Genomic DNA, 25,211 nt, shown 5'->3' on the forward strand with positions numbered 1-25,211 from the left:
TTTTAGATATCCGTGGCGGCCAGGACATTGGCCTTACCGTTAAAACCCGTGACGCTCGATGGATCGACTTCGCCGACGCCGGCGACCTGCAACAGGATGCCGCCGGTGGCCGACATGCGGACGGAGTCGAGGCGGCCGTTGACTTCCACCGCCGGCTTGGTGCCGTCCGATGCTTCGGCGCTGATGCTGTAATTGCCCGGCGCCAGGCCCAGCAGAGCCGGGTCGAGCGTGAAGGGCAGGGCGCCGGCGCCATGCGAGGGCAGGCTGACGCGGTGCTGCTGGCCGTCGACGCCGGTCAGCACCAAGGTGGTCACGCTGCTGGCGCCGCCGAGCTGGACGTTGCCGCTGATCTTGTCTTCGCCGAGGCGCACGCGGCTTGTTGCAACCGACACTTCGCTGCCGACCTGGGCGCCCATCGCCATCACCTGCAGGCTTTGCAGCACGCTGGCGCTGGCGCTGGTGGTCTTGGCCAGCTGCTGCAGCGCTTCGGTCTGCGACAGTTGCGAGAGCTGGTTCACGAACTGGGTCGGGTCCGACGGCGCCAGCGGATCCTGATTGCGGATCTGGGCGACCAGCAGCTTGGTGAACATGTCCTTGTTCTCGCTGGTGGCGCTGCTGGTGGCGATCTTGTCGTTCGAGGCGCTGGTGTTCGGCGTGGAGAAGCCGAAGGCGTTGTTGGTGGTGGTGACCATTGAATCAGCCTTCGCCCATCTTCAGCAGCGACTGCTGCATGTTCTTGATGCGGCCCATCACCTCGACATTGGTCTCGAAGGCGCGCGAGGCGGACATCATGTCGGCCATCTCGGCCACTTCGTTGACGTTGGCGTAGTACACCATGCCGTCGGCGTCGGCGACCGGATTGTCCGGTTCGTACATCTTGCGCAGCGGCTCGCTCGACTGGACCACGTCCAGCACCTGCACGCTGGCGCCGCCCGATTCGCCCATGATGGCGGCGAACACCGGCTTGCGGGCGCGGTAGCCTTCGGCTTCCGAGCCGGCCACGGCGTTGGCGTTGGCCAGGTTGCTGGCGATCGTGTTCAGGCGCACGGTCTGGGCCGCCATGGCCGATCCGGCGATCTGGGAAATATCCTTGAAACCCATGGTCTTGTTTCCCTTATTGGCCGGTAATGGCTTTGTTCAGGCCACGCAGCTTCATGTTGATGAAGGTCAGGCTGGTCTGGAAGTCGGAGGCGTTCTGCGAAAACGCGGCCTGCTCGACGCCGATTTCGACGGTGTTGCCGTCGGCGCTGGGGTGGAAGGGCACGCGGTAGAGCGGGCCGTCGCTTTCCAGAGTCGGCTCGCCGGCTTCAAGCGCGATCTGCTCCTGCAGGCTTGAGGCGAAGTCGATGTCGCGCGCCGTATAGCCGGGCGTGCTCTCGTTGGCGATATTGGCGGCCAGCACGCGGGTACGCTCAGCGCGCACCTGCAACGCGTCGGCGTGTACGCCCAGTGCTTCCTTAAAATTAATCGTCATATCGGTCCTCGTCGGTGTCCTGCAGTTTGTTTCGGTATGATGGTCGCTTCTTTGTTTCTAACGCGACCCTCTATTTAACAATGATTGCTTTCCATAGGGCAACCTCGTTCATTGTATCCTGTCTTTTATGCGCCACAACCGAGGCCGCTCAATCTATTTCCTTGCAGATAGAACAAGCTGCCCGTGGCCAAATTGACAAACAATTGCTCGCCAGCGGCATGTCGGAGCCGCAAATCGAGCTGAACGTGGTCAGCGCGCGCCCGGCGCCGCCATGCAGCGCCCCGGTTGCGATCGAGGCGCTCGACACCCGCCAGTACGCGCGCATGCGCTTCGTGGCGCGCTGCCCCGATCCGCGCGGCTGGAAGCACGATTTCGTCGTGCGGGCCCGCATCACGGCCGTGGTCGCCGTCACGGCCATGCCGCTCAGGAACAACGAAGTGCTGACGGACGAGCACCTCACGCTCGAGCGGCGCGACGTTACGCAGGTGCTTGACGCCATCGGCGCGCCTGAAGCGGCTGTCGGCCAGACCAGCCGGCGCAGCCTGCGCGCGGGCGAGATCCTGCGTGCCAGCGCCCTTACGTCGCCCCTGATGGTCAAGCGCGGCGACCAGGTATTGATGCTGGCGCGCCACGAGGGCATCGAGATCAGCATGGGCGGCGAGGCGCTCGACGCCGGCGCGCGCGGCGCCACGGTGCGGGTACGCAACGCGGCGAGCGGGCAGGTGGTGCGGATGCGGGTGACCGGCGCCGGCACGGTCGAGCCGGTCGAGGCGCCCGGGATCAGTAGATAGGATAGAAGGCCGGCTTAGCCGTCGCTGCGCTGCAGTTTGGTAGCCAGGCGGGTGAGTTTCGCCGCATAGGCCGGGTCGGTGGCGTAACCGCCCTTGGCCAGGCCCTGGGCGAAGGCGCGGGCGTCGTTGCCGACCCCGAGTGCGCCTTTATAGCGCGGGTTATCGGCCAGCATTTGCGCGTAGTCGCGGAAGGCGCTGCCCGCGTCCGGGTAGGAGCGGAAGCGTTCGCGGGTCTTGATCGCGGCCCCGCCGATATATTCAGTAGTCGCCGACTCGCTCACGGCGCCTTCCCACTTGGCGCCGGCCTTGATGCCGAACAAGTTGTGGCTCGACTCGCCGCTGCCATTCCTCAGCGGACGCTGGCCCCAGCCCGATTCCAGCGCGGCATGGGCCGACACCAGTTCCGGCGCCACGCCCAGCTGTTCGCCGGCCTGGCGCGCCCATGGGGCGATGCTGTCCAGGAATGCCTGCTGCTCGGGCGTGTGGGCGCTTGCGGGCACCCCGTCGACGCCGTCGACCTCGTTTTCCCCGCTGATCAGACCTGCCGCACGGGCATGCCAGATGCTGCCTTCGGCGCTCAGGGCGGCCGCGCCGGTCTCGCCGTCGCCGTTCTGGATGTAGGCAGTCACTTCGCCCTGCACCTCGCCGAACATGTTGCCGAAACCACTGCCGCCGCCGATGGCGGCGGTGGGGCGGGTCGCGTTGGTCGGCGCCAGCGGCGCGATCGGGGCGGTCGAAAAATCAGCGTGGCGCATAAATGTCTTCCTCGCCGTGCAGCACGCGCTGCATCACAGTGTACTGTTCGGCCAGCAGGCCGCCGTTGCGGGTCGAGGCCGCCTTGCAGGCCTGCACGGTATGTTCCAGGTCGGCCCAGGCCGCGGCCAGCGCGCCCTGCGCCGGTTCGCTGAGCGTTGCAATGAATTGCGCCATGGTCGCGTCTTCGCCGAGCAGGGCGCGCACCAGCGATACGCGCTGCTGGCGCCGTGCATCCATGCCGTCCAACAAGGGTTCGAGCAGCCCCGCGAGCGAGGTCAGTTCGGCGCTCTGGTGGCGCAGCGCCGCCTCGAACTGGCGCTCGAGCAGAGCCAGCACTTCGGCGCTGTCGCGCACGTCGGCCTGCACGCCATCGACGAGCAGCGCATTGGCCTGCGGGCGGGTCATGCGGTTCATCCCCGGCCTCCGCCGTGGAAGCGTTCGATCAGGCCGGCCAGGCGGCCGGCGTTGAAGGGCAGCTCGCCCTTGGCCAGCTGGTCGCGCAGCTCGGCCACACGTGCGGCATCGAAGTCCGGCATCGCGCGCAGGGCTTGCGCGGCCGGCTGCAGCACGCTCGATTGCAGGGCGGGCGCCGCGTCCGCACTGGATGCCGTCTCGACAGGCGTCTGCACGGTCGTGCGCCCGGTGCCGATAGTCACGGTAGGAGCGATTGCGCCGGTGATTTTCATGCGGTTACCTCGGGTTTTCGATTGGATGCTCATGGGTTTACTTCGGCAATTGGCTGCGCAGCTTGTCCAGGGCTGCCGCGTCGGGCATGCTGATCGACGCGTCCTTCCCCAGCGGGGTGGTGGCGCCGGGCTTGCCGAACATGCTGGCGACCATGCGCGACTGGCCAGTCGTCAGGATCAGCAGTTCGATGCGGCGGTTCACTCCCGCCAGCGTTTCCTTCATTTCCAGCGGCGCGCGGTCGGACATGCCCACCACCTGCAGCACGCTCTCGCTGCGCATGCCACCGTCGAGCAATTCGCGCCGGGCCGACAGCGCGCGGTCGGTCGACAGCGCCCAGTTCGAATAACCGCCCTTGTCGGAGCCGGCGAAACGCGACGAATCGGTATGCCCGACGATCAGCATCTGGTTTTCCATCTGCGCGAACAGCGGGCCCATCTTGCGCAGCAGGCGCACGAAGCGTCCGGTGGGCAGGGCGCTGCCGCGCATGAACATGCCCTGGCGGTCGGTGTCGTGCAGCATGACGCGCAGGCCGTAGGGCGTGATCACGGTGTCCAGGTTGGCCGCCAGGCCCGCGTCCGCGCTCATCTCGCCCAGCGCTTTCGACAACGCCGCCAGGTCTTCGGGCGACTCGTAGGCCACGCGCGGCGCGTTCGGGCTGCCCGGCGCCTGGTTGCCGGCGCTGCCTGCCAGCGGCAGGTCGAAACGTTCGATCATGCTGCCGCTCGGTTCCGCCGCGATCTCGGGCTTGCGGCCCTTTTCGTCGAGCATACCGTTCTCGGTTGCATCACGCACGATTTTCTTCAGATTCTGTTGTTCCCGTGAGGCAATCAGCCACAAGACTAGAAACAATGCCATCAAAGCCAGGCAAAAGTCGGCGAAGGCCACCTTCCAGGCGCCGCCGTGCTCGTCATGCGCATGCTTGCCGCCGCCGCGCTTGACGATGGTCGATTCGTGCTTGTCGTTAGCTTTTGACACGATTATCCCGTCATGCGGTCGGCCGTACGGCGCCGCTTGTTCTGCGATTCATCCTCGCCGCCCATCGCATTGATCCACTGCTCCAGCTGGGCGAAGCTGGGCTTGGTGTTGAGCTGGATCAGGCGGCGCCCGGCGTCGATCGCCAGCAGCGCCGGCTTGCCGGCCACGTGGGTGCACAGCACCACCTTCACGGTTTCCATGGTCGAGGCTTCCGAATTGACCAGCTGCTTCATCATGTTCGCCAGAGGTTCGAGCAGGCCGTAGCAGAAGAAGATGCCGATGAAGGTGCCGACCATCGCGGCGCCGATCTTTTCGGCGATCTCGCCCGAATCGGCGCCGCCCGAGACCGAGAACATCGCCATCACGATGCCCAGCACCGCGGCCAGGATGCCGAAGCCCGGCATCGCTTCGGCGATCTTCTGCAGCGACTTGGCCGGCTGGGTGAGTTCTTCGTGGATGGCTTCCAGTTCCTGCTCCAGCACGCCTTCGAGTTCGTGGGCGTTGATCTTGCCCATTGCCATCAGGCGGAAGTTGTCGACGATGAAAGCCAGCAGTTTCGGCTCGTCCAGGATGCGCGGGTAGCGCTGGAACAGCGGGCTTTCCGACGGCGCCTCGACGTGGGCGTCGAGCGCCTTCAGGCCGCCGGCGGCGGTCTGCAGCAGTTCGTACATCAGGAGCAGCAGCTGGCGCTGGAATTCCGAGTCATGCTTGCTGCGCGCCATGACTTTTTTCAGCTGGTGCGCCATCTCGCCCAGCACGTGCCGCTGGTTGCCGAGCACCAGCGCACCGAAGGCGGCGCCGCCGATGATCAATAGCTCGATCGGGTGGAAGATCGAGGCGAAGGTGCCGCCCATCAGGGAGAAGCCCCCGAAGACGGCGCCGAGCACGATGGCGAGACCTAGTAATTGCTGCATGACGTACTGCCTTTCTTGTTGCCTGCTTGTAGTGAGAAGCTCAGGCGCGCCCGAGCGCCGCCTTCATTTTTGCCAGTGCGCTCTTGTTGAGCTGGCAGACGCGGGCGTCCGACAGGTCGAGCACGGCGGCGATTTCCTTGTAGCTCAATTCGAACTCGTAGATCATCTGGATCACGCGCTGTTCTTTTTCGTTCAGGCTGCCCAGCACCTGCTCCAGGCTGCGCCGCACCATATAACCTTCTTCCGGGCTCGGCGCACTGTGGGCGTGATCAGTAGCTTCCTGCAGCACTTCGTCGAAGCTGAGCATCTCTTCGGCGACGTCGTCGAGCACGTGCTGGCGGAATTCGTCGGCGCTCATGCCAAGCGCGGCGGCGGCTTCCTTCTCGCCCGGCTCGCGGCCCAGGCGCCGGGTGAGGGCGCGCAGCTCGTCGCGCATGCGGTGGCTGTCCTGGCGCACGGCGCGCGGACGCCAGTCCTGGCGCCGCAATTCATCGAGGATGGCGCCGCGCACGCGCAGGGACGCATAGCTGCCGAAGCCGTTGTCGGGCTGCCCATAGCGGCGCAGCGCCTCGAGCAGTCCCATCAGTCCGATCTGCTCCATGTCCTCGCGCGAGACCGCGCCGGACACCTGCGAGTTCAGCTGGCGCACGATGCGCTTGACCAGCGGCGCATACGCGAGCAGGTGGCGCTGCTCCTCGGCAGGCAGCATGCCCGCGTTGGCGGGCGCTTCCCCGTAGAGGGAAGCGGCGCTGGAGTCGGCATAGTCGGCTGTATAGGCCACGATGTCCCCGGTGTCTAGAGAAGGATCATTCGACGATCAGCTTGCCGATCATGACTTCGGAAAACGGCTTTTCGTGGTTTTCCTTGGCATAGCTGGCGTCGAAGGTCTTGTTCAGCTGCTGGGCATACTGTTCCACCGTCATGCTCGAAGCTTCCGCCACCGTGTAGGCCGACAGGCTCGATACGGCCACGCTGCGCAGCAGCGGCAGGTGTTCCTTGGCTTCCTTTTCCTGCTCCGGCGTGGTGGCCAGCACCAGGTCGACCGACAGGTAGTGGGCGGTCGGCTGGTTCGGCATGCGGCGCAGCATGACGATGACCTTGTCGAGGGTGACGTACTTGGTCAGCTTCTTTTCCGGGGCCGGCTTGGCGGGGGCGCCATGGGCAGCGGCTGCGGGCGCCATGTACCACATGGCGCCGCCGGCGGCTCCCGCGGCGAGGACGGCAACACCGAGGAAGGCGGCGATCAGTTTGGCTTTACTGTTCATGGTCGTGGGCTCAAGCGCGTCCGCTCAGGGAGAACGCGGTGGTGGAATGGTGGGCCTCGGCCAGGGCGGCGCCGGGTGCGCGCTCGTCCTGCTCCGGGTCCTGCTGGCGGCCGCGGCCTTGCGCATCGGCGCCGAAGCCGGCGCCGGTACCGGCTTGCGCGGCAGCTTGCGCGCGCGGCGCGGCCTGGCTGACGTTCACCGACACGTCGGTGTACTGGCGGCCGGCCAGGTCGCTGCGCAGGTTGTCACTCACGGTGTTGAGCTGGCGCAGCACTTCGCTGTGGGTCGCCGTGATGTTCACTTCGAGCGCGCCCGCGGTGTGGCGGATCGAGATCTCGACCCGGCCCAGCATCGGCGGATCGAGGCGGATGACGGCCTGCTCGGCGTTTTTCGTGAGCTGGACGTTCAGGCGTTCGCCCAGGGCTTCCTGCAGCGACTGGCGCCAGGCGGTGGGCGGGCCGGCCAGGCTCAAGGTGCCGCCGTCGCGCACGGGGGCGGTCGGCGCGGCGGGGGCGGCGACGCCGAAGCCGGCGTTGCTGCCGGCTGCCGGGGCGGCTTCGGCAACGGCGCCCTCGCGCGGCTGCGCCTGTACTGCTGCTGCGGCAGCCGGCTGGCCGCTGCTCGCTGCCGGCGCTGGCTGGGCGGCGGCGGTGGATGCGCTGGCGCGCGCCAGCTGGGCCGAGGCGGTATCGACGGCCTGGGCCGGCAGGGCGGCGTCCGCGGCCTTGACGACAGGCGCGGCGGCAGCTGCCAGCGGCAGCTCGATGGCGCCGGTGGTGGTGGCTGCCGTGCCGGCGGCGACGCTTGCGCTGCCGGTGGCCTGGTCCGGCTTGCTTGACGCGAAGCGCAGGCCGGCGGGCAGGGCGGCCGGCATGGCCATCATCATCGACGGCATCAAGGGCATGGCCATCGCGGCCAGCAGCGTGTCGTTGCCGCTGGCAGGCGTTTCTTCCGCGCTCTCGGCGACGGCCGGTGCGGGTGCGCTGCCTTCTTGCGGCGCAGGTGCGTCAACCGTTGCCAGTTCCGGCACCGGCTGCTCGCCCGTCGGCATGGTCACGGCGTTCAGGTCCATGAACTGCAGGAAGGGCATGGCAGCGGCAACGCCTGGCGTGGCCAGCTGCGCCGGGTCGAGCGTGAGGGCGTCGGCCGGGACGGTGGTCGCGCCGTTGGCGGCGACGGTCGCTTCGCTGCTGGTCGGCAGGGGTGCGCTGTTCATCGTGATATTCATGTGGTGGTGTTACCAGAATCGGGTTCGCCCGCGAGGGCATAGGCCATCCAGCCTTCCTTGTTGACGCGCATGTCGTCCAGGCGCGCCTGCAGCTGACCGGAGGCGGCGCCCACCTGGCCGGCTGCTTCGTCGTGCGCGCTGCGCAGGCGGCCAAGGGCGGCGCGCTCGGCGCCGCTCCATGGCTTGTCCGCGGCCAGCGCCTGCAGCCTGGGGCCGAGCTCGCGCACGGCCTGGGCAAGCCCGTCCCAGTCGGCACGCGTGACGGCGTCCTGCAGCGCCCTGGCCAGGGCGTCGATGGCGCGCGACCTATCCATTGCGCTCCTGGACGCCTTTCCAGCCCTGGCGGATGGTGGTGAGCACGCGGATCACTTCATCGACCATGGTCGGGTCGAGCTTGATGCCGGCGCCGTGCAGGTGCTGGGCGCAGAAATCATAGATGCGCGCCAGGTTGGCGACGGTCTCGCCGCCCTGGTCGAAATCCAGGGAGCTCGACAGGCCGTTGATGATCTCGACGCATTTGTCGATGCTGACCGCCTTCGCTTCATAGCGGCGCGCGGCGATGTGGGCGCGGGCGCGCGCCAGCTCGTCGAGCAGGCCGTCGGTGAGCAGCAGGACCAGCTCCACCGGCGAAGCGCGCGAGGTCTGCGCATCGAGGTTCACGGCGTGGTAGCTGCCGTAGGCTTCTTGATAGGACATGTGGATCCCGTAGGTTCGTTTAGTCGTTGTCGTTGCCGAACATGGCATCGAACATCGAGAGGTTGTTGGTCATGGCGCCTTGCAGCGACTGCAGGGCCGTGAACTGGCGCAGGTAGCGCTGGTAGGCCGCCTCGTGCTGCTGCTCGAGGAAGGCCTGGCGGTCGGCCAGCGTCGACTGCAGGTTGCTGGTCTGCTCCTTGCGCTGCTTGATCTGGCCGTCGGCCGTGTTGTTCCAGCCCTTGATGAATTTTTCCAGCGCGCCGGCGATGCCGCTCGGCGCGGAGGCCGAGCTGGAGCCGATCAGGGTATCCAGTCCGGTGGGTTTCAGCGCCAGCTGGCGCTGCAGGCGCTCGCTATTGAGTTCGAGCGTGCCGTCCTTGGTCGCGATGATGCCGAACGAAGCCAGCGTGTCGCCGGTGGTGGTCGGGCGCAGCAGGCTCACCAGGCGGTCGTTGAGCGCGCGGATGCCACCGTCGTGGGCGAACGAGCCGCCCGCGGCGCCCTTGGACGGGTCGCCCGAATCGGTCAGCTTGTTCAGCACGCCCTTGAGCTTGTTGTAGGCGTCGATGAAGGCCTGCACGTTGGCGATGGTGTTCTTGCTGTCGGCGCCGACCGCGATCGCCACCGGCGCGCTGCCCGGCGCCTGGGCCTTGGTGAAGGTCATCTTCACGCCGTCGACGTTGCTGAAGGTGTTGCTGGCCTGGATGATCGGGGTGCCGTTTTCGGAACCGATGCGGATCTCCGCGTCCTGCGCCGCTACCAGGGTGCGCCGGCGCAGCGGATCGGCATTGGCCGCGGCCAGGCTCGATGCGCCGCTGATGTCATTGGTGTCGATCGTGATGGCGCTGTCCAGGCCCGTGTTCTTCGCGGTCAGCACCATCTCCGAGGTGGTGCCGGTGGTGACGATCGAGGCGGTGACCATCGAGGTGTTGCCGGTGGCGCTGTTGATCGCTGCCGCCAGCTCGCGCGTGCTCAGGGTGCCGTTGCCGTCGGTGTCGGCCGCATTCAGGCTGACGTCGAAGGCCAGCGAACCGCCCATGTTGATGTGCAGGGTGCCGGCCACGCCGGCGTTGTCGCTCAATCCGGCATAGGACACCTGGCTGGCCGTGGCCAGCTGCTTGACGAAGAAGGCGTAGTTGCCGGGAGCCGCGGTGGCGCCGGCGGTGGCGCTGCCGATCGTGGTATCGCTGAAGGTGGCCGACTGCGCATACATGTTCTTGTTCAGGCCAGTGAGCGCGGCCAGGCTGGTCTGGAATGCCGTCATCGCCGAACCGAGGTCGGTCAGGCCCTTTTCGGTGGCCTTCGCGGCGGCGCCCTGGGCGTCGATGATCTGCTGGCGCGCCATGACGTACTTGTCCGCCAGCGAATTCGCGGTGGTGATCGGGTCGTAGCTCGGTGCGGTGATTGAGGATGCCATGTTCGTTTCTCCTGACTCTACTTGCTGTGATACTGCTGATCTGGTGCTGCTTGCCGCCTGGATGCTTAAGCGGTCCGTCCCGCCATCCACGACTGGGTGGCGATGTCGTCTTCGCGCTTGCGCACGATGCGCTCCTGGGCCTGCGACAACCGGGTTTCCTGCTGCTCGAGCACCTTGCCCAGCAGCTCGCGTTTGGTCCAGGCGGCGCTCAGGTTGCGCTGCGATACCGCCATGTTGGCTTCGTGCAGCGCCAGGTCGGTGCGGTGCAGGTCGGCCATCGCCATCACGTTCTGTTTATACGCGCCGCAGTTCAGCGCCAGCGCCGGGGGCAGGGCGCCGGTCGGGCCGCTGCCTGCGGCAAGCGCATCCATGCGGGCCAGGTTGTTCTGGTAGCGCACACGGGTGGCTTCCTGGGTCGCCATATCGGCCTGCAGGCGGTCCACGTCAAGGCTGCGCAGGCGCACCAGGGTGCCCAGGCTGTCGATCATGTGCTGCTTGCTCATGCCATCATCGCTTTCAACTGTTCGACGCAGCCCGGCATCGGTGCTTCTTCACGCGTGCCCTGGCACAGGAAGGATTCGATATGCGGGTGCAGGCGCACCGCCTTGTCGGTTTCCGGATCGGCGCCCGGCACATATGCGCCGAGCGGGATCAGGTCGCGCACGCGCGCATGGCGCGCCAGCGAAGCCTTGAGCCTGCGTGCGGCCAAGGCATGGTCCTGGCCGACCACCTGCGCCATGCAGCGCGAGATCGACTGGGCCACGTCGATGGCCGGATAGTGCCCGCGCTCGGCCAGCTCGCGCGTGAGCACGATGTGGCCATCCAGAATCGCGCGCGCCGAATCGACCACCGGGTCCTGCTGGTCGTCGCCTTCGGCCAGCACGGTATAGATCGCGCTCATGCTGCCCTTCGGGTTCTCGCCGTTGCCGGCCGATTCCACCAGCTGCGGCATGTTCGAGAACACCGACGGCGGATAGCCGCGGGTGGCCGGCGGCTCGCCCAGCGACAGCGCCACTTCGCGCAGCGCCATCGCGTAGCGCGTGAGCGAATCGCACAGCAGCAGCACGTTCTGGCCGCGGTCGCGGAAGTGGGCCGCGATCGAATGGCACATTTCGGTGGCCATCACGCGCATCATCGGCGACTCGTCGGCCGGCGCCACGACCAGCACGGCGCGCTTCAGGCCTTCGGGTCCGAGCGACTTCTCGACGAATTCGCGCACCTCGCGGTTACGCTCGCCGATCAGGCCGACCACGATCACGTCGGCCACGGTCTGGCGCGTGATGAGGCCCAGCAGCACGGATTTACCGACGCCGGAACCGGCCATCAGGCCGACGCGCTGGCCCTTGCCGATGGTGAGCATCGCATTGATCGCGCGCACGCCGACGTCGAGCGGTTCCTCGACCGGCGCCTTTTTCAAAGGGTTGACCTTCGGCGGGGTCGTGGACAGCGGCTGGTCGCCGCCGAGCTTGCCCAGGCCGTCGATCGGCTCGCCCAGGCCATTGACCATGCGGCCCATCCACGAAGGGCCGATCATCAGGTCGGCCGGCACCGGGGTCGGGAGCACCCGCGCGCCGGTCGCAAGACCCGTGGCCTTCTTGAACGGCATCAGGTAGGAGACTTTTTCCTTGAAGCCCACGACCTGCGCGTCGAGCCAGCCGCCATCGACGGTCTCGATGCGGCAGCGCTGGCCGGTGTGCAGCGGGCAGCCGACCGATTCCAGCAGCAGGCCCTGGGCGCCGACCAGGCGCCCGGTCGGGGTGGCGACCGGCACCGCCCCGAGTTCGACCGCGCGCAGGCGCGAGGCGAGGGCCGTCATTCTTCGTCCTCGTCCTCAAGCAGCTGCTCGCGCACCTGGTCCATCACGGCGCTCAATCGCCCCTGGCAGCCGGCATCGACTTCGTTGTCGCCCGAGCGCACACGGCATTCGCCGGGCTCCAGCGCCGGGTCGGGCAGCAGGGTCCATTTCTTGGCGCGCTTCGGGTCCAGCTCGAGCACGCGGCGCAGTTCTTCCGGATTCAGGAAAACCTCGACCTGGTCGCGCGACGGCGGCATCACGCTCAGGGCTTCTTCCACCAAGGCCAGCAGCTGCACCGGCTGCAGGGCCAGTTCAGCACGGATCACCTGGCGGGCGATCTTGCCGACCAGGTCGACCACTTCCTTGCGCTGGGCGGCGCGCATGTCGGTTTTCAGCTTTTTCAGGCTCTTGAGCATGGCGTCGACCGGCTTGACCAGCTCCTCGAAGCTGTTCTGGGCCATCTCGCGGCCTTCTTCGATGCCGCGCTGCAGGCCTTCGCTCTGTCCTACGGGGTAGCCGTCGGCGCGGCCCTGGTCCAGGCCCGCTTCATATCCTTCGCGCTGGCCCTGGCGGTAGCCGTCGGCCAGCGCGCTTTGCCATTCTTCGGCCGACGCGGCGCTGCCGCCGGCAGGGGCGGGCGCGCCGGGGCGCTGGGCCCCGGGGAACTGGTGCAGAGGAGGGAAGTGGTAAGCCCGGAATTGCTTCATTCGGCAGTAGCCTCGGCAAACAGCTGGATGTCGATTTCGCCGGCGTCGGCCAGGCCCTTGACGGTGGCCATGATCTCGCGGCGGGTCTGTTCGATACGCGACATCGGGACCGGGCCCGAACGGCGCATCAGGTCCTCGAAGCTCTGCGCCTGGCGCTTCGGCATCGCGGACAGGACGGCGTCGCGCAACGGCGGCTCGGCGCCCTTGAGCGCAACGGCCCACTGCTCGAGCGGTACTTCGTCGAGCAGGCGGCTGATGACCTGTTCGGTCTGGCGCGACAGGATGAAGAAGTCGTACATCGACATCTCGATCTGCGACACCACGTCCGGATCGTGGGCGCGCAGCAGCTCGACCATGCCGGCACGGTTGTCCTGCAGGCGGTTCAGGATCTCGGCGACCTGGCGCACGCCTTCGACGCTGGCGCTTTGGGTGTCCAGCGCGGCCAGGCAGCGGTTGACCAGCTCTTCGAGTTCGTGCAGCACGTCGCGGTCGATCTCGTCGAGGCGCGCCATATTCAGCAGAACGAGCTCTCGACCCTCTACCGGCAGCGCTTCCAGGATCTGGGAAGCCATCGCCGGGGGCAGGAAGGCCAGGAACACGGCCTGCATCTGCACGTGCTCGTGCGAGATGAATTCGGCCAGCCACTTCGGCGAGGCGTACTGCAGGCGCGCCATCATCGGGCGGATCGCGTCGCCGTAGATCGTGTTCAGCACACTATTGGCGATGTCGTTGCCCAGCGCCAGGTCGAGCGAGCGCTTGAGGTAGCTGCGCGAGGCGCCATGCAGGCCGCTTTGCTGGCGGTAGTCGTCGAAGAAGTTCTGGACCGCGGTCTTGACGGTATCGACCTTGATGCCGCTCATGCGCGACATGACCTGGGTCAGCTCGAGCAGCTCGTCGCGCTCGAGGCAGCGCAGCACGGCGGCGGCGCCTTCTTCGCCGATCGACAGCAGCACGATGGCGGCCTGCTCGACCGGGGACAGTGCGCCTTCGGCGCCGTCAGGATTATTCAGTTCGGCCATGTTTTTTCTGTACCCATTGTTTGACGACTTCGGCGACGCGCTCAGGCTCTTTGCCGGCGAGGACTTTCAGGTGATCGACCATGACGTCCACGGAGGAACCGGTTGGCGGGAGGTCGTAGTTTTCCAGCAGCGGCACCACCGGCATCGCGCCAGGTGCGGCGGCCGGGGCGCCCAGTGCGGCAGGCGCGCCCGCAGGCAGGGCGGCGGCGCCGGGGGCAGCGACTGCTGCGCCAAGTGCGCCTGGCAGGGCGATCGGCGCCGGAACGAGCGGCGGCTGCGGCGCCAGGCGGGTGGTCACCGCGCGCAGCAGCGGGCGGGCCAGCAGCAGGTAGGCCAGCAGGGCGCCCAGCGCATACATGCCGTAGGTGGTCATATCGACGACGTTGTCGCGTTCCTGCCACCATTCCTGGGCCACCGGCGCGGCCGGGAAGGTCAGGCTTGATACGGTCAGCACGTCGCCACGGGCGGCGTCGATGCCGAGGCCGCCGCGCAGGATCTTCTCGATATTGGCCAGCTCCACCGGGGTGTAGCCGACCTTCGCATTGGCGGCGCTGGCATTGTTCAGCACCACTGCCACCGACAGCTTCTTGAGGCGGCCGCGCGAGCGCTTGATCTGGGTGATCGCGCGGTCATAGGCGTACTGGCGGGTGGTGGCGTTCTTGCGCGCGCTGCCATTGTCCTTGTCGGCATCCGGATTCTGCGCGTCGGCCTGGGCCGCGGCCGGATCGGCTGCGACAGGCGGACGGTTCGACAGGGTGCCCGGCACGCCCAGGGCCATGCGGCTGCGTTCCATCTCTTCGCGCATCGCTTCGCTGGTGACCTTTGGCGCTTCGCCGTATTTTTCCTGGGTTTCTTCGATCTTGTCGTTGTCGACGTCGGCCGTGACGCTGACCTTGTAGTTGTTCGCGCCCAGCACCGGCGCCAGCAGTTCGTTGACGTTGGTGCGCACCGTGTCGGTGTAGCGCTTGGCGGCGCCGTCGCCCTGCGCCTGGCCGTCGAAGCCGTCGACCAGGTCGACGCGCGAGGACAGGTAGTTGCCGGCCTGGTCGACCAGCGACACCCGGCTCGGGCTCAGGTTGGCGACGCTGCTCGAGACCATGTTGACGATCGCGGCGATCTGCTCGTTCGACAGCGAGCGGCCCGGCTTGACCGCGACCACCACCGATGCCGAGGACTGGTCGCCCGCGCCGGCGACGAAGGAGCTCGACTTGGCGATGGCCAGGTGCACGCGCGCCGAGGCGATCGCGTCCATGGTCAGCATGCTCTGCGCCAGTTCGCCTTCCAGGCCGCGGCGGAAGCGCACGTCCTGCACGAACGAGGACACGCCCAGCGGGTCGTTACGGTCCATCAGCTCCAGGCCGGCCGGCAGCTGGGCGGTCACGCCCTTGGCGGCCAGCAGCATGCGCACCTTGCCCAGTTCGCCGGACGGCACCATCACCTGGCCGCTGTCCGGGTGGATGCGGTAGGGGATGGCTTCGGCTTCGAGCACGGTCATCATGTCGCTGGCGGCGACCTTTTCGCGGGCGCCGAAGACCGGCTTGTAGTTCGACTGGTCCTGCCACGAGAACATCATGACGGCGGCCGTGATGGCGACCGCCAGGCCCAGCAGCAGGGTGAAGTTGTTGCGCAATGCCGGCGGCAGCGAGGGCAGCGACAGCTTGCCGCCGACTGCGGCCTTGAGGGAGGAAATCACAGATGCGTCTCTTTAAGAAGGAAGATCAAACCGGGAGCTTGATCAGTTCGTCGACGGCGCCCATGACCTTGTTCCGCACCTGCATGAGCATCGAGAACGACAGGCTGGCCTGCTGGCTGGCCAGCATGGCGCCGACCAGGTCGTCGCTCTTGCCGGCATCGACGGCCGCCATGCGCTCGCCGGCGGCGCGGTCTTCGCCGTCCACGCTGGCGATCGCGTTCTTCATGGTTTGGGTAAACGAGAACTCGCTTGGCGAATTGTTAAATGCACCCTGGGCCGGGAGGTCGGCGGCGGGGGCGATCGCGAGGCGGTTGGCTTCGTTGGTGAGGGCGGCGAGGTCAGCTTTGATCAGACCGGCAAGTTCGATTCCCATGCGTCATTCCAATAAACAGGTACGTGTTGTTCGGGAGCGACAAAATGTGTCTTATTTTGTCGACGGGAGGCGTGGATCAAGGCCCCGATTGTTAAATAATGATCTACGAACGGCCGTTTTATTCTTGACCCCGTTGCTGGGTCTTCCCTCTGTACATATGGGGCGGGGCCGGGTGAAGCACTTCAATGGATATGATCTTACCGTACGGCAAGTAGGAAATCAAAGGCGAATGTCAAAGTCCCTGCATCAAATCTGCATGTATAATTGTTGCCTAGGAGAATGAAAAAAACACATTCACCGTTACCCAGTCATTAATTAACATGCCGATGAATCCTCCAGACCGACCGCGGGCCAGCCAGGGCGACTACCAGGTACTCGATCCCAGCCTGCTGGGTCGTCCTGTGCACCTGCTGCCAAAATTTGCGCGCCGCTTCGCCGATGTCCTGGGCACGACCATGGGCGGGCCGGGCGGCCGCCGCTATTGGGGCGCCTGGCGGCTGTCGAACCTGGCCTTCGAGCGCGCACCCGACGAAGCCGGCCTGCGCTGGCTGTCCGTGGAAGGCCCGCTGGGCACCGCCGCGGTCGCCTTCGAGCGCGCGCTGCTGCTGGGACTGCTGGAAGGGCGCTACGGCCGCAAGAACGGTCCGGCCGCCACGCCGGGCACGCAGCGCGACACGGCCGGCGAGCGCGTCACCGCCACCGAAGAGCGCCTGGCCGCGACCCTGACCGCCCAGCTGGCGGAACAATTGCATGCCTGCGTCGCCGACGCCCTGGCCGACGCTGGTACCGCGGGCCTGGAAGCGGTATCCTCGGTGGATCCCCTGACCCTGGGCGCGCCGGCCGCGGCCAGCGCGCCGGGCAAGGCCGGCTGGGTGATCCGGGTGGGCCTGCGCGCCGCGCATGGCCAGGCCCAGGGCCAGCCCGACAGCCATTGCTGGATCGGCCTCGACCAGGAATTGATGGCGCATGTCCTGCAGGGCCTGATGGACGAGCGCAGCAGCGTGCGTACGGCGCGCAGCACCGAGCCGCTGGCCACCGGGCTGTTCGTCAAACTGGAAGGGCGCCTGGCCAGCAAGGAAATCACGCTGGCCGCGCTGTTCGAGCTGAAGGTCGGCGACGTGATCCCGGTATCGGTGGGACGCGCCGACGTACTGCTGGACGAATCGCGCCTGTTCACGGCCGCCGTGGCCGAACACAAGGGCAAGCTCTGTTTAACCTCTTTTGAAGATGCCGAGTAATGGATATGAATTTGAATGAGCAACTGACTGGCTCCGACCTGATCATCGACGACCTCGACGGCCTCGATGCCGCCACCGCCGTCGCGGGCAAGAACGCCGCGCGCCAGCTGCCGCAGATGATGCGCCGCATTCCGGTGACCCTGACGCTCGAAGTCGGCTCGGCCCGCATCTCGCTGCAGGAACTGATGTCGATCGGCCCCTCTTCGGTGGTGCCGCTCGACGCGCTGGCCGGCGAACCGCTGATCATCAAAGTCAACGGCGCCCCGATCGGCCGTGCCGAAGTCGTCGTCGCAGGCGAGCAGTACGGCCTGAAGGTCATCGACCTGGACGGCCTGAACCTGGACGCGCTGACTAAATGACGTCGCCTGTCCGCGGCGCGCAGCTGCCGTTGCTGCGCCGTGCAGCCCCGGTCATCGCCGGCGTGCTGCTGCTCGTGCTGTTCGCCTGGGCGCTGCCCGCGGCCGCCCAGCAGCAGCCGAGCATCCTGCCGGGCGTGATTCCCGCCTCGACCCAGGGCATGACGGTCAAGTCGCAGATCCTGGTCCTGATGACCCTGCTCGGGCTGCTGCCCGTGATGGTCATGATGATGACCAGCTTTACCCGCTTCGTGATCGTGCTCTCGCTGCTGCGCCAGGCCCTCGGCCTGCAGCAGGGCCTGCCGAGCCGCATCATCACCGGCATCGCCCTGATCCTCACCATCCTGGTCATGCGCCCGGTGGGCGAGGCCGTGTGGCGCGACGCTTTCCTGCCCTACGACCGCGACAAGATCGGCCTGGAAGAAGCCTTGCGCATCGCCGAAGTGCCGGTCTCGCGCTTCATGCTGGCCCAGACCAGCAAGACTTCGCTGGCCCAGGTCGCGCACCTGGCGGGCGAGCCGGCCAACCTGGCGCCGCAGCAGCGCGGCTTCACCACCAAGCTGGCCGCCTTCGTGCTGTCCGAGCTGAAGACCGCCTTCCAGATCGGCGCCATGCTGTTCATTCCCTTCCTGATCATCGACCTGGTGGTGTCCTCGGTGCTGATGGCGATGGGCATGATGATGCTCTCGCCCCTGGTGATTTCGCTGCCTTTCAAGCTGCTGCTGTTCGTGCTGGTCGACGGCTGGACCCTGACCGTGAATACGCTGGTCGGCAGTATCCACGGCTACTAGAAGAGACCGAATCGAGATGAGTCCTGATATCGCTGTCGACCTGGTGGTCGAAGCCCTGCAGGTCGTGATGCTGCTGGTGCTGGTGCTGGTCGTGCCGGGCCTGGTCACGGGCCTGATCGTGGCCCTGTTCCAGGCCGCCACCCAGATCAACGAGCAGACCCTGAGCTTCCTGCCGCGCCTCCTGGTGACGCTGCTGGCGGTGATCCTGGCCGGCCACTGGATGACGAGCACGCTGATGGATTACTGCGTGTCGGTGTTCCAGCGCGCCGCCACGCTCGCGAGCTAGGGCAGGGTCCGCACGCAATGGAGCTGGTCAGCTTCCTGATGCCCCTGATCGGCGCGCTGTGGTGGCCCTTCTGCCGCATCATGGCCATGCTCTCGACCGCCCCGGTGCTGGGCGAGGGCACGGTCTCGGTGCCGGTGCGCGCGCTGCTGTCGGTAGCCCTGGCCTTCATGATGCTGCCGCTCACAAAAGGCGGCGCGATGCCCGACCCGTTCTCGCTGGCCGGCGTGCTCGCGATGGTCGAGCAGGCCATCATCGGCGGCGTGATCGGACTGGCGCTGCAGTTCGCGATGGCGGTGGTCACGATGCTGGGCTTCCTGGCTTCGAGCCAGGTGGGCTTCTCGATGGCGCAGATGAACGACCCGATCAATGGCCAGGCGTCCGACGTGGTATCGAGCCTGCTGTCGCTGCTGGCGATCCTGGTGTTCTTCGGGATCGACGGCCATCTGGTCCTGATGGGCGTGGTCGGCCAGAGCTTCAAGGCCTGGCCGGTCGGCGCCGGCTTCGGCCCGATGCTGCTCGAAGCGGTGGCGCTGAACCTGGCCTGGGTGTTTTCCGCGGCGGTGCTGCTGGCGCTGCCGATCGTGTTTTCGACGATGGTGGTGCAGATCGGCTTCGGCTTCCTGAACCGGGTGGCGCCGAGCCTGAATCTGTTTTCGCTGGGTTTTTCGCTGGTGACGATCTTCGGCCTCCTGATGCTGGTGCAGGTGGTGCGTTTCATTCCCGAGCATTACGTCTCGATGACCAACCAGATCCTGGAAATGCTGCAGGAGCAGATGAGGATGGCGCATGGCCGATAGCGGCACCGGTGGCGACAAGACCGAAAAGCCCTCAGCGCAAAAGCTCAAGAAAGCGCGCGAGGAGGGCCAGGTCGTCCGTTCGCGCGACCTGTCCACGGCGGTGGGCATCCTGGTCAGCCTGAAGCTGTTCGCCATGATGCTGCCGGGTTACCTGGAGTCCTTCCGCATGCTGTTCCAGATGGTGTTCGTGCCGCTGGGCGAGGCCGGGGCGATCGAGAACGCGATGTCGATCGTGTTCACGGACGCCTTGCTGCTCTTGATAAAGATGGTGCTGCCGCTGGCGGTGGTGCCCTTCGCGATCGTCGTGGCCGGCCTGATCCCCGGCGGCTTCATCGCCTCCAGCAAGAACATGGCGCCGAAATTCAGCCGCCTGAGTCCCATGACCAACCTGGGCAACCTGTTCACGCAGAAGCACTGGATCGGTTTCGCCACCTCGGCGGGCAAGGCGGTGGTGCTGGGCTTCGTGCTGGTGCACGTGTGCCGCTCGAGCATGAAGGCCTATGTGGAATTGCAGCGCATGCCGCTGTCGGATGCGCTGGTGGGCGGCAGCGCCCTGATGCTCGATGGCCTGATGGCGCTGGTGACGGTGTTCATCGCCTTTGCGCTGCTGGACGTGCCGGTGCAGGCCTTCCTGTTCACGAAAAACCAGCGCATGAGCAAGCAGGAGATGAAAGAAGAGCACAAGAGCAGCGAAGGCCGGCCGGAAGTGAAGCAGCGCATTCGCCAGCTGCAGAACCAGCTGGCCCAGCGCAGCGTGCGCAAGAGCGTGCCGACGGCCGACGTCATCATCGTCAACCCCGAGCACTACGCGGTGGCGCTCAAGTACGACACCAACCGCGCCGAGGCGCCCTTCGTGGTGGCCAAGGGGGTGGACGAGATGGCGTTGTACATCCGCCGCGTGGCGCAAGAACACAAGATCGAAACCATTTCGCTGCCGCCGCTGGCGCGCGCGATCTACAACACCAGCCAGGTGCAGCAGCAGATCCCCGCGCAGCTCTACCAGGCCGTATCGCAAGTCCTGAATTACGTTCTACAACTGAATGCGTTCCGTGCAGGCCGGCGCCCCGCGCCCCCACGGTTCCCCAACGAGGTGGTCGTCCCATCTCACCTGAGTGAGGTTCCTGCATGAATGCCCTGAAAAATTTCCTGACCGAGCTGCGGCGCCACAAGTTCGCCGGCCCGGTCTTCCTGATCGCGCTGCTGGCGATGATCATGCTGCCGCTGCCGCCGGTGCTGCTCGACATCCTGTTCACCTTCAACATCGTGCTGGCGCTGATCGTGATCCTGGTGTCGGTAACGGCCAAGCGGCCGCTCGACTTCTCGGTCTTCCCGACCGTGATCCTGGGCACCACGCTGATGCGCCTGGCGCTGAACGTGGCCTCGACCCGGGTGGTCCTGCTCAACGGCCACGAAGGCACGGCCGCCGCCGGCCACGTGATCGAAGCCTTCGGCAACGTCGTCATCGGCGGGAATTTCGTGGTCGGCCTGGTGGTCTTCATCATCCTGATGATCATCAACTTCGTCGTCGTGACCAAGGGCGCCGAGCGCATCTCGGAAGTGTCGGCGCGCTTCACCCTGGATGCGCTGCCGGGCAAGCAGATGGCGATCGACGCCGACCTGAATGCGGGCCTGATCAACCAGGAGCAGGCCGTCATCCGCCGCAAGGACGTGGCGGCGGAAGCCGACTTCTACGGCGCCATGGACGGCGCCTCGAAGTTCGTGCGCGGCGACGCGGTCGCCTCGATCATGATCCTGATCATCAACCTGGTCGGCGGTATCGCGATCGGTTCGCTGATGCACGACCTGCCGCTCGCCGAATCGTTCAAGGTCTATGCCTTGCTCACCATCGGCGACGGCCTGGTCGGCCAGATCCCGGCGCTGCTGCTGTCGGCTGCCGCCGCGATCCTGGTGACCCGTATCGGCGAGTCGGGCGACTTCGAGCAGCAGGTCAGCGGCCAGCTGCTGGCCCAGCCGGCGGTGCTGTACTCGGCCGCGGGCGTGATGATCGTGCTGGCGCTGGTGCCGGGCATGCCCAAGCTGCCGTTCTTTGCCTTCGCGGGCGCCCTGATCTATGTCGGCTGGCGCCTGAACAAGCGCGTCGCCCCGCCCGATACGTCCGGCGTGGCCGCGATCGAGGCGGCGCTGCGCGACGAGCGCGCGCCGGAACTCGACTGGCAGGCGCTGCCCGTGGTGCAGCCGGTCTCGGTGGCGGTCGGCTACAAGCTGGTCGGCATGATCGACCGCGCCCAGGGCGAGCCGCTCACCAAGCGCATCAAGGGCGTGCGCCAGAGTTTGTCGGAGCAGATGGGCATGCTCCTGCCGGCGATCGGCGTGCGCGACGACCTGGCGCTGCGCCCCTCGCAATACGCGATCAGCCTGTCCGGCACCGTGGTGGCCGAGGCCGAAGTCATGCCCGAGCATCTGATGGCGATTCCCTCGCCGAGCGTCTACGGCGAGATCGACGGCATCCCCGGCATCGAGCCGGCCTATGGCATGGCGATCACCTGGATCACCCCGGACCAGAAGGGCCACGCCCTGGGCCTGGGCTACCAGGTGGTCGAGGTGCCGAGCGCGATCGCCACCCATACTTCAAAAGTGGTGCGCGAATACCTGCACGAGCTGTTCCGCCACGAAGACGTGCCGGCGATTATCGAGCGTCTCACCGCGCTCTCGCCCAAGCTGGCCGGCGCGCTGGAAAAGGCGCTGACCCATACCCAGCTGCTGCGCGTGTTCCGCGTGCTCCTGGGGGAGGGCGTCTCGCTCAAGGACATCGTGGTGATCGCCACCACGCTGCTGGACAGCTCGGAAACCACCAAGGACCCGATCCTGCTGGCGGCCGAAGTGCGCTGCGCGCTGCGGCGCCAGATCGTCTCGAGCATGTATGGCAAGAAGAAGGAGATGCCGGCCTTTAACCTGTCGGCCGAACTGGAAAACATGCTGCTCGGTTCCCTGAACCAGGCGCGCCAGAACGGCGGCGGCAAGGTGGCGCTGGATAACTACCCGATCGATCCGCAACTGCTGTCGCAACTGCAGATCAACATGCCGGTCGCGCGCGAGCAGATGAAGGGGCAGCACACGCCGCCGCTGCTCCTGGTGCTGCCGCAGGTGCGCCCGCTGCTGGCGCGCTATGCCAGGTTGTTCGCGCCGGGCCTGCATGTCCTGTCGTACAACGAAATCCCGGAAAACCACGACGTCTCGATCGTCGGCACGGTGGGCTAAGCCATGGACAAGCGCAAGCCGATCTACGTTACCCAGCCCCAGATGCCGCCGCTGGAAGAGTTCTATCCGTATCTCGAGCAGATCTGGGAAAACAGGATCCTGACCAATGGCGGCCCCTTCCACCAGCAACTGGAGGCGGCGCTGTGCGACTACCTGGGAGTCGAACACCTCTCGCTGTTCTCCAACGGGACGCTGGCGCTGGTGACCGCGCTGCAGGCCCTGCGCGTCACCGGTGAAGTCATCACCACGCCGTACTCCTTCGTGGCAACCGCCCATTCGCTGCTATGGAACGGGATCAAGCCGGTGTTCGCCGATGTCGACCCGCTCACGCTGAACCTCGATCCGCAGAAGATCGAGGCGGCGATCACGCCGCAGACCACCGCCATCATGCCGGTGCACTGCTACGGCCATCCCTGCGATGTCGAGGCGATCCAGCGCATTGCCGACAACTACAACCTGAAAGTCATCTACGACGCCGCGCATGCCTTCGGCGTGCGCGATGCGCGGGGCAGCATCCTGCGCCATGGCGACCTGTCGGTGCTGAGCTTTCACGCGACCAAGGTATTCAATACCTTCGAGGGCGGCGCGATCATCTGCCCCGACGCGCGCACCAAGCAACGGATCGACCACCTGAAGAACTTCGGCTTCGTCGACGAATTGACGGTCGTGGCGCCCGGCATCAACGGCAAGATGAGCGAAATTAATGCCGCCTTCGGGATGCTGCAGCTCAAGGGCATCGATGGGGCCATCGCCCGGCGCAAGGAGATCGACGCGCGCTACCGCGCCTTGCTGGCCGGCGTTGCCGGCATCGACTGCCATGCGCAGGAGCACGCCGTCGCCGCGAATTATTCGTCGAATTACGCGTATTTTCCGATCCTGGTCGGGCCCGACTACCCGCTGAGCCGGGACGGCCTGTACGATAAGCTGAAGACGGAGGGCGTGTTCGCCCGCCGGTATTTCTATCCGCTGATTTCGGATTTCCCGATGTACCGCGGCCTGCCGTCGGCACGGCGCGACAACCTCGCGGTTGCGGCCACGGCGTCGAACAGGGTCTTGTGCCTGCCGATGTATCCGGAGCTCGCGCACGCCGATATCGAACGCATCGCCGGGCTCATTGCCGGCTAGCGCCAGGGGCTCAGCAGCCTTTGCCGGCCAGCAGGGCCTGCTCCAGTTCCAGCAGGGCGCGGCTGCGCGCTTTCAGCCACTTGGCGGGCGCACCCGCGTACACCCCCCATGCCTCGAGCGGGCGCAGGACCAGCGACAAGGCGCCGACCGCGCTGCCTTCTCCGATGTTCGCGCCCGGCAGGATCACGCTGCCCGAGCCGACGATGACATGCCTGCCCAGCGCGACCGGCGCCTTGGTGAGCTTGAGGTAGGCGGCGGGGACCGTGGGGTTGGTCAGCGCCTCGCCCGAATAGTCGTCGCTGCTCGAATAGATGCGCACGCCCTGCGACAGGTTGGCGAAGTCCGCCAGCGTGATACCGCCGGCGCAGCCGAGATAGCTGCCGCCCCCGATGTGGATGTAATCGCCCACCACCAGGGAACCGGAATGCGCCGCCAGCACCACGCCGCCGTCGATGCGGACGTTGTTCCCGATCGAGATATTCTCCAGGCCGATGATGGTGGCATTCCTGGCGATCATCACGTTCTCGCCGACCTGCCGGAATCCGAATTGCCTGAGCTCTTCGCTGCGGTAATAGCCGGGGTTGAACGGATTCGGGAGAGGGGAGGGATGCGCCACGGTGCGTCTCGCTTCAGCTTGTTGCAAGGCTGTCCATTGTACGTCCACCGTCCGCGCCGAGCTCCGGTTCGGGCGTTGCGGGAAGATCCGGATCACGCGGAAGCAGCAGCGCCATTTCCGCCAGTGCGCGAAATACCGGCAGGCTCAGTGCGGTCGAGGCGTCGCCCGCCGCCAGCGCGGCGTGCACATTCCCGGCCGGGAGGGAATCGCGGAAGCGCCAGCGGATCACCTGCAGCCCGGCCAGGGCCACGGCTTTTTCGAGCAGCGGCTGCAGCACGCGCAGGCGCGCCAAAGGCCCGGCGCCTTGCGCACACAATTCCAGCGCGATCCCGCCCGGCAGGGGCTCGACCTGCACCACCACGCGGGTGCCGTCCGCCATGCTCAGTTCCAGGCGCAGCCCGAAACGCACGCGCTTGCGCCGGCCGGGCGGCTCGTCTTCGCGTTCGGCCACGACTTCGAGATGGTGGGCCAGCGCATTGCCGGCATGGACGGTGAAGCGCCAGGCGTCGGCGCCGAGCAGCTGGGCCTGCGGCTGGTTGACCACCTGGCCCTGCTGCCCCGCGGCCAGCTGCAGCGGCGGCATGGCGCCGGCGCGCGCCTGCAGGTCGCGGCGCGCCTGCAGGTCGCCATAGGTGCGCACCATCGCGCGCCAGTTCGAGGCCAGCGCGCGGCCGTCCAGGGCCGGGTAGGCCATCTGGCGCGCCAGGAACACCTGGTCCGGGCGCAGCGCGGCCGCGTCGTCCATGGCCGTGGCAGGATTTGCCGCGGCAGCCTGTGGCTGGGACACCGGCAGGGCCAGTTCGGCCTCGGCCAGGGCGGCGATGGCGGCGGGCATGACCCCGAGCTCGCCGTTGCGCACGGGTTGCGTCGCTGGAAGGATCGCGGGAATGAGCGGGACGATGCTGACCATGGTCGGGGGCAAGTGAGGGAGAGACAAGTATAAGACGGAATAAAAAAAGGCCAACCGAAAACTGCGGCTGGCCTTTGGCTATT

At 66.7% G+C, this 25,211-nt stretch carries 31 protein-coding genes; 9 read left to right on the forward strand and 22 right to left on the reverse strand.

Annotation, left to right across the window (positions count from 1 at the left end; all coding sequences use genetic code 11):
- Nucleotides 1-2: 2 nt before the first annotated feature.
- Genes AC56LR_RS05180 through flgB form a run of 3 tightly spaced genes read right to left on the reverse strand, consistent with a single transcriptional unit; the run spans nucleotide 3 to nucleotide 1,474 of the window.
- Nucleotides 3-692, reverse strand: a complete 690-nt coding sequence (locus tag AC56LR_RS05180; RefSeq protein WP_497128211.1) for a flagellar hook capping FlgD N-terminal domain-containing protein — start codon at nucleotides 690-692, stop codon at nucleotides 3-5.
- Between the two features lie 4 nt (nucleotides 693-696).
- Nucleotides 697-1,101, reverse strand: a complete 405-nt coding sequence (gene flgC / locus AC56LR_RS05185) for a flagellar basal body rod protein FlgC (protein WP_489876284.1) — start codon at nucleotides 1,099-1,101, stop codon at nucleotides 697-699.
- 13 nt (nucleotides 1,102-1,114) lie between these two features.
- The gene (flgB, locus tag AC56LR_RS05190; RefSeq protein WP_497128213.1) at nucleotides 1,115-1,474 is read right to left on the reverse strand and encodes a flagellar basal body rod protein FlgB; all 360 of its coding nucleotides are present in this window, start codon (nucleotides 1,472-1,474) and stop codon (nucleotides 1,115-1,117) included.
- Nucleotides 1,475-1,692: 218 nt separating this feature from the next.
- Here flgB and flgA point away from each other — a divergent pair, with 218 nt between their 5' ends.
- Complete coding sequence (flgA, locus tag AC56LR_RS05195; protein ID WP_497128215.1) at nucleotides 1,693-2,265, forward strand: flagellar basal body P-ring formation chaperone FlgA; 573 nt, start codon at nucleotides 1,693-1,695, stop codon at nucleotides 2,263-2,265.
- Between the two features lie 14 nt (nucleotides 2,266-2,279).
- On the opposite strand, the gene AC56LR_RS05200 is transcribed toward flgA, so the two are convergent.
- The 17 genes from AC56LR_RS05200 to fliE form a co-directional block, all read right to left on the reverse strand.
- The gene (locus AC56LR_RS05200) at nucleotides 2,280-3,020 is read right to left on the reverse strand and encodes a glycoside hydrolase family 73 protein (RefSeq protein ID WP_497128217.1); all 741 of its coding nucleotides are present in this window, start codon (nucleotides 3,018-3,020) and stop codon (nucleotides 2,280-2,282) included.
- Nucleotides 3,007-3,435: a flagellar export chaperone FlgN gene (gene flgN / locus AC56LR_RS05205; RefSeq protein ID WP_497128219.1), complete on the reverse strand. Its 429-nt coding sequence runs from the start codon at nucleotides 3,433-3,435 to the stop codon at nucleotides 3,007-3,009. The genes AC56LR_RS05200 and flgN overlap by 14 nt, the downstream gene beginning before the upstream one ends.
- The gene (flgM, locus tag AC56LR_RS05210; RefSeq protein ID WP_497128221.1) at nucleotides 3,432-3,707 is read right to left on the reverse strand and encodes a flagellar biosynthesis anti-sigma factor FlgM; all 276 of its coding nucleotides are present in this window, start codon (nucleotides 3,705-3,707) and stop codon (nucleotides 3,432-3,434) included. The genes flgN and flgM overlap by 4 nt, the downstream gene beginning before the upstream one ends.
- Nucleotides 3,708-3,744: 37 nt before the next feature.
- On the reverse strand, nucleotides 3,745-4,683 hold the full coding sequence (locus AC56LR_RS05215; protein WP_497128223.1) for a flagellar motor protein MotB: 939 nt from the start codon (nucleotides 4,681-4,683) through the stop codon (nucleotides 3,745-3,747).
- Nucleotides 4,684-4,685: 2 nt separating this feature from the next.
- Nucleotides 4,686-5,597, reverse strand: coding sequence for a flagellar motor stator protein MotA (gene motA / locus AC56LR_RS05220; protein ID WP_497128225.1), 912 nt, complete (start codon nucleotides 5,595-5,597; stop codon nucleotides 4,686-4,688).
- A gap of 40 nt (nucleotides 5,598-5,637) precedes the next feature.
- A complete protein-coding gene (locus AC56LR_RS05225; protein ID WP_497128227.1) occupies nucleotides 5,638-6,378 on the reverse strand; it encodes a FliA/WhiG family RNA polymerase sigma factor in 741 nt (246 codons plus the stop codon).
- 25 nt (nucleotides 6,379-6,403) lie between these two features.
- Nucleotides 6,404-6,862 carry a flagellar basal body-associated FliL family protein gene (locus AC56LR_RS05230; RefSeq protein ID WP_497128229.1) on the reverse strand — a complete coding sequence of 153 codons (459 nt, stop codon included), beginning with the start codon at nucleotides 6,860-6,862 and terminating at the stop codon, nucleotides 6,404-6,406.
- 10 nt (nucleotides 6,863-6,872) lie between these two features.
- Nucleotides 6,873-8,078: a flagellar hook-length control protein FliK gene (locus AC56LR_RS05235; protein ID WP_497128231.1), complete on the reverse strand. Its 1,206-nt coding sequence runs from the start codon at nucleotides 8,076-8,078 to the stop codon at nucleotides 6,873-6,875.
- Between the two features lie 8 nt (nucleotides 8,079-8,086).
- Nucleotides 8,087-8,404 carry a hypothetical protein gene (locus AC56LR_RS05240; protein ID WP_497128233.1) on the reverse strand — a complete coding sequence of 106 codons (318 nt, stop codon included), beginning with the start codon at nucleotides 8,402-8,404 and terminating at the stop codon, nucleotides 8,087-8,089.
- Nucleotides 8,397-8,786: a flagellar export chaperone FliS gene (gene fliS / locus AC56LR_RS05245; RefSeq protein ID WP_497128236.1), complete on the reverse strand. Its 390-nt coding sequence runs from the start codon at nucleotides 8,784-8,786 to the stop codon at nucleotides 8,397-8,399. The genes AC56LR_RS05240 and fliS overlap by 8 nt, the downstream gene beginning before the upstream one ends.
- A gap of 19 nt (nucleotides 8,787-8,805) precedes the next feature.
- Nucleotides 8,806-10,203, reverse strand: coding sequence for a flagellar filament capping protein FliD (gene fliD / locus AC56LR_RS05250; RefSeq protein WP_497128238.1), 1,398 nt, complete (start codon nucleotides 10,201-10,203; stop codon nucleotides 8,806-8,808).
- A 65-nt stretch (nucleotides 10,204-10,268) separates the two neighbouring features.
- Nucleotides 10,269-10,706, reverse strand: a complete 438-nt coding sequence (locus AC56LR_RS05255) for a flagellar FliJ family protein (RefSeq protein ID WP_497128241.1) — start codon at nucleotides 10,704-10,706, stop codon at nucleotides 10,269-10,271.
- The gene (fliI, locus tag AC56LR_RS05260) at nucleotides 10,703-12,019 is read right to left on the reverse strand and encodes a flagellar protein export ATPase FliI (protein ID WP_497128243.1); all 1,317 of its coding nucleotides are present in this window, start codon (nucleotides 12,017-12,019) and stop codon (nucleotides 10,703-10,705) included. Before fliI ends, AC56LR_RS05255 begins: the two co-directional genes overlap by 4 nt.
- The gene (fliH, locus tag AC56LR_RS05265; protein ID WP_497128245.1) at nucleotides 12,016-12,705 is read right to left on the reverse strand and encodes a flagellar assembly protein FliH; all 690 of its coding nucleotides are present in this window, start codon (nucleotides 12,703-12,705) and stop codon (nucleotides 12,016-12,018) included. The genes fliI and fliH overlap by 4 nt, the downstream gene beginning before the upstream one ends.
- Nucleotides 12,702-13,724 carry a flagellar motor switch protein FliG gene (locus AC56LR_RS05270; protein WP_497128247.1) on the reverse strand — a complete coding sequence of 341 codons (1,023 nt, stop codon included), beginning with the start codon at nucleotides 13,722-13,724 and terminating at the stop codon, nucleotides 12,702-12,704. The genes fliH and AC56LR_RS05270 overlap by 4 nt, the downstream gene beginning before the upstream one ends.
- Nucleotides 13,708-15,417, reverse strand: a complete 1,710-nt coding sequence (fliF, locus tag AC56LR_RS05275; protein ID WP_497128249.1) for a flagellar basal-body MS-ring/collar protein FliF — start codon at nucleotides 15,415-15,417, stop codon at nucleotides 13,708-13,710. The genes AC56LR_RS05270 and fliF overlap by 17 nt, the downstream gene beginning before the upstream one ends.
- Before the next feature lie 25 nt (nucleotides 15,418-15,442).
- The gene (fliE, locus tag AC56LR_RS05280; protein WP_497128251.1) at nucleotides 15,443-15,790 is read right to left on the reverse strand and encodes a flagellar hook-basal body complex protein FliE; all 348 of its coding nucleotides are present in this window, start codon (nucleotides 15,788-15,790) and stop codon (nucleotides 15,443-15,445) included.
- A gap of 326 nt (nucleotides 15,791-16,116) precedes the next feature.
- Between fliE and AC56LR_RS05285 the strand changes: the two genes are divergently transcribed.
- Genes AC56LR_RS05285 through AC56LR_RS05320 form a run of 8 tightly spaced genes read left to right on the forward strand, consistent with a single transcriptional unit; the run spans nucleotide 16,117 to nucleotide 23,602 of the window.
- Complete coding sequence (locus AC56LR_RS05285; RefSeq protein WP_497128253.1) at nucleotides 16,117-17,028, forward strand: FliM/FliN family flagellar motor C-terminal domain-containing protein; 912 nt, start codon at nucleotides 16,117-16,119, stop codon at nucleotides 17,026-17,028.
- Entirely contained in the window at nucleotides 17,028-17,387 is a 360-nt protein-coding gene (locus tag AC56LR_RS05290; protein WP_497128255.1) for a FliM/FliN family flagellar motor switch protein, read from the forward strand. Before AC56LR_RS05285 ends, AC56LR_RS05290 begins: the two co-directional genes overlap by 1 nt.
- Nucleotides 17,384-18,175 (forward strand): flagellar type III secretion system pore protein FliP, encoded by a 792-nt coding sequence (fliP, locus tag AC56LR_RS05295; RefSeq protein WP_497128257.1) that lies wholly within the window; start codon nucleotides 17,384-17,386, stop codon nucleotides 18,173-18,175. The genes AC56LR_RS05290 and fliP overlap by 4 nt, the downstream gene beginning before the upstream one ends.
- A 16-nt stretch (nucleotides 18,176-18,191) precedes the next feature.
- Nucleotides 18,192-18,461: a flagellar biosynthesis protein FliQ gene (gene fliQ, locus AC56LR_RS05300; RefSeq protein ID WP_497128259.1), complete on the forward strand. Its 270-nt coding sequence runs from the start codon at nucleotides 18,192-18,194 to the stop codon at nucleotides 18,459-18,461.
- Nucleotides 18,462-18,478: 17 nt separating this feature from the next.
- Complete coding sequence (fliR, locus tag AC56LR_RS05305) at nucleotides 18,479-19,258, forward strand: flagellar biosynthetic protein FliR (RefSeq protein WP_497128261.1); 780 nt, start codon at nucleotides 18,479-18,481, stop codon at nucleotides 19,256-19,258.
- Nucleotides 19,248-20,387: a flagellar type III secretion system protein FlhB gene (gene flhB / locus AC56LR_RS05310; RefSeq protein WP_497128263.1), complete on the forward strand. Its 1,140-nt coding sequence runs from the start codon at nucleotides 19,248-19,250 to the stop codon at nucleotides 20,385-20,387. The genes fliR and flhB overlap by 11 nt, the downstream gene beginning before the upstream one ends.
- Nucleotides 20,384-22,477: a flagellar biosynthesis protein FlhA gene (locus AC56LR_RS05315; protein ID WP_497128265.1), complete on the forward strand. Its 2,094-nt coding sequence runs from the start codon at nucleotides 20,384-20,386 to the stop codon at nucleotides 22,475-22,477. Before flhB ends, AC56LR_RS05315 begins: the two co-directional genes overlap by 4 nt.
- A 3-nt stretch (nucleotides 22,478-22,480) precedes the next feature.
- On the forward strand, nucleotides 22,481-23,602 hold the full coding sequence (locus AC56LR_RS05320; protein ID WP_497128267.1) for a DegT/DnrJ/EryC1/StrS family aminotransferase: 1,122 nt from the start codon (nucleotides 22,481-22,483) through the stop codon (nucleotides 23,600-23,602).
- A gap of 10 nt (nucleotides 23,603-23,612) precedes the next feature.
- On the opposite strand, the gene AC56LR_RS05325 is transcribed toward AC56LR_RS05320, so the two are convergent.
- Together AC56LR_RS05325 and AC56LR_RS05330 are read right to left on the reverse strand one after the other, a co-directional pair.
- The gene (locus AC56LR_RS05325; RefSeq protein WP_497128269.1) at nucleotides 23,613-24,218 is read right to left on the reverse strand and encodes an acyltransferase; all 606 of its coding nucleotides are present in this window, start codon (nucleotides 24,216-24,218) and stop codon (nucleotides 23,613-23,615) included.
- Nucleotides 24,219-24,231: 13 nt separating this feature from the next.
- Nucleotides 24,232-25,128 (reverse strand): hypothetical protein, encoded by an 897-nt coding sequence (locus AC56LR_RS05330; protein ID WP_497128271.1) that lies wholly within the window; start codon nucleotides 25,126-25,128, stop codon nucleotides 24,232-24,234.
- Nucleotides 25,129-25,211: the final 83 nt, after the last annotated feature.

Source organism: Telluria sp. ZT3P39 (assembly GCF_059685935.1).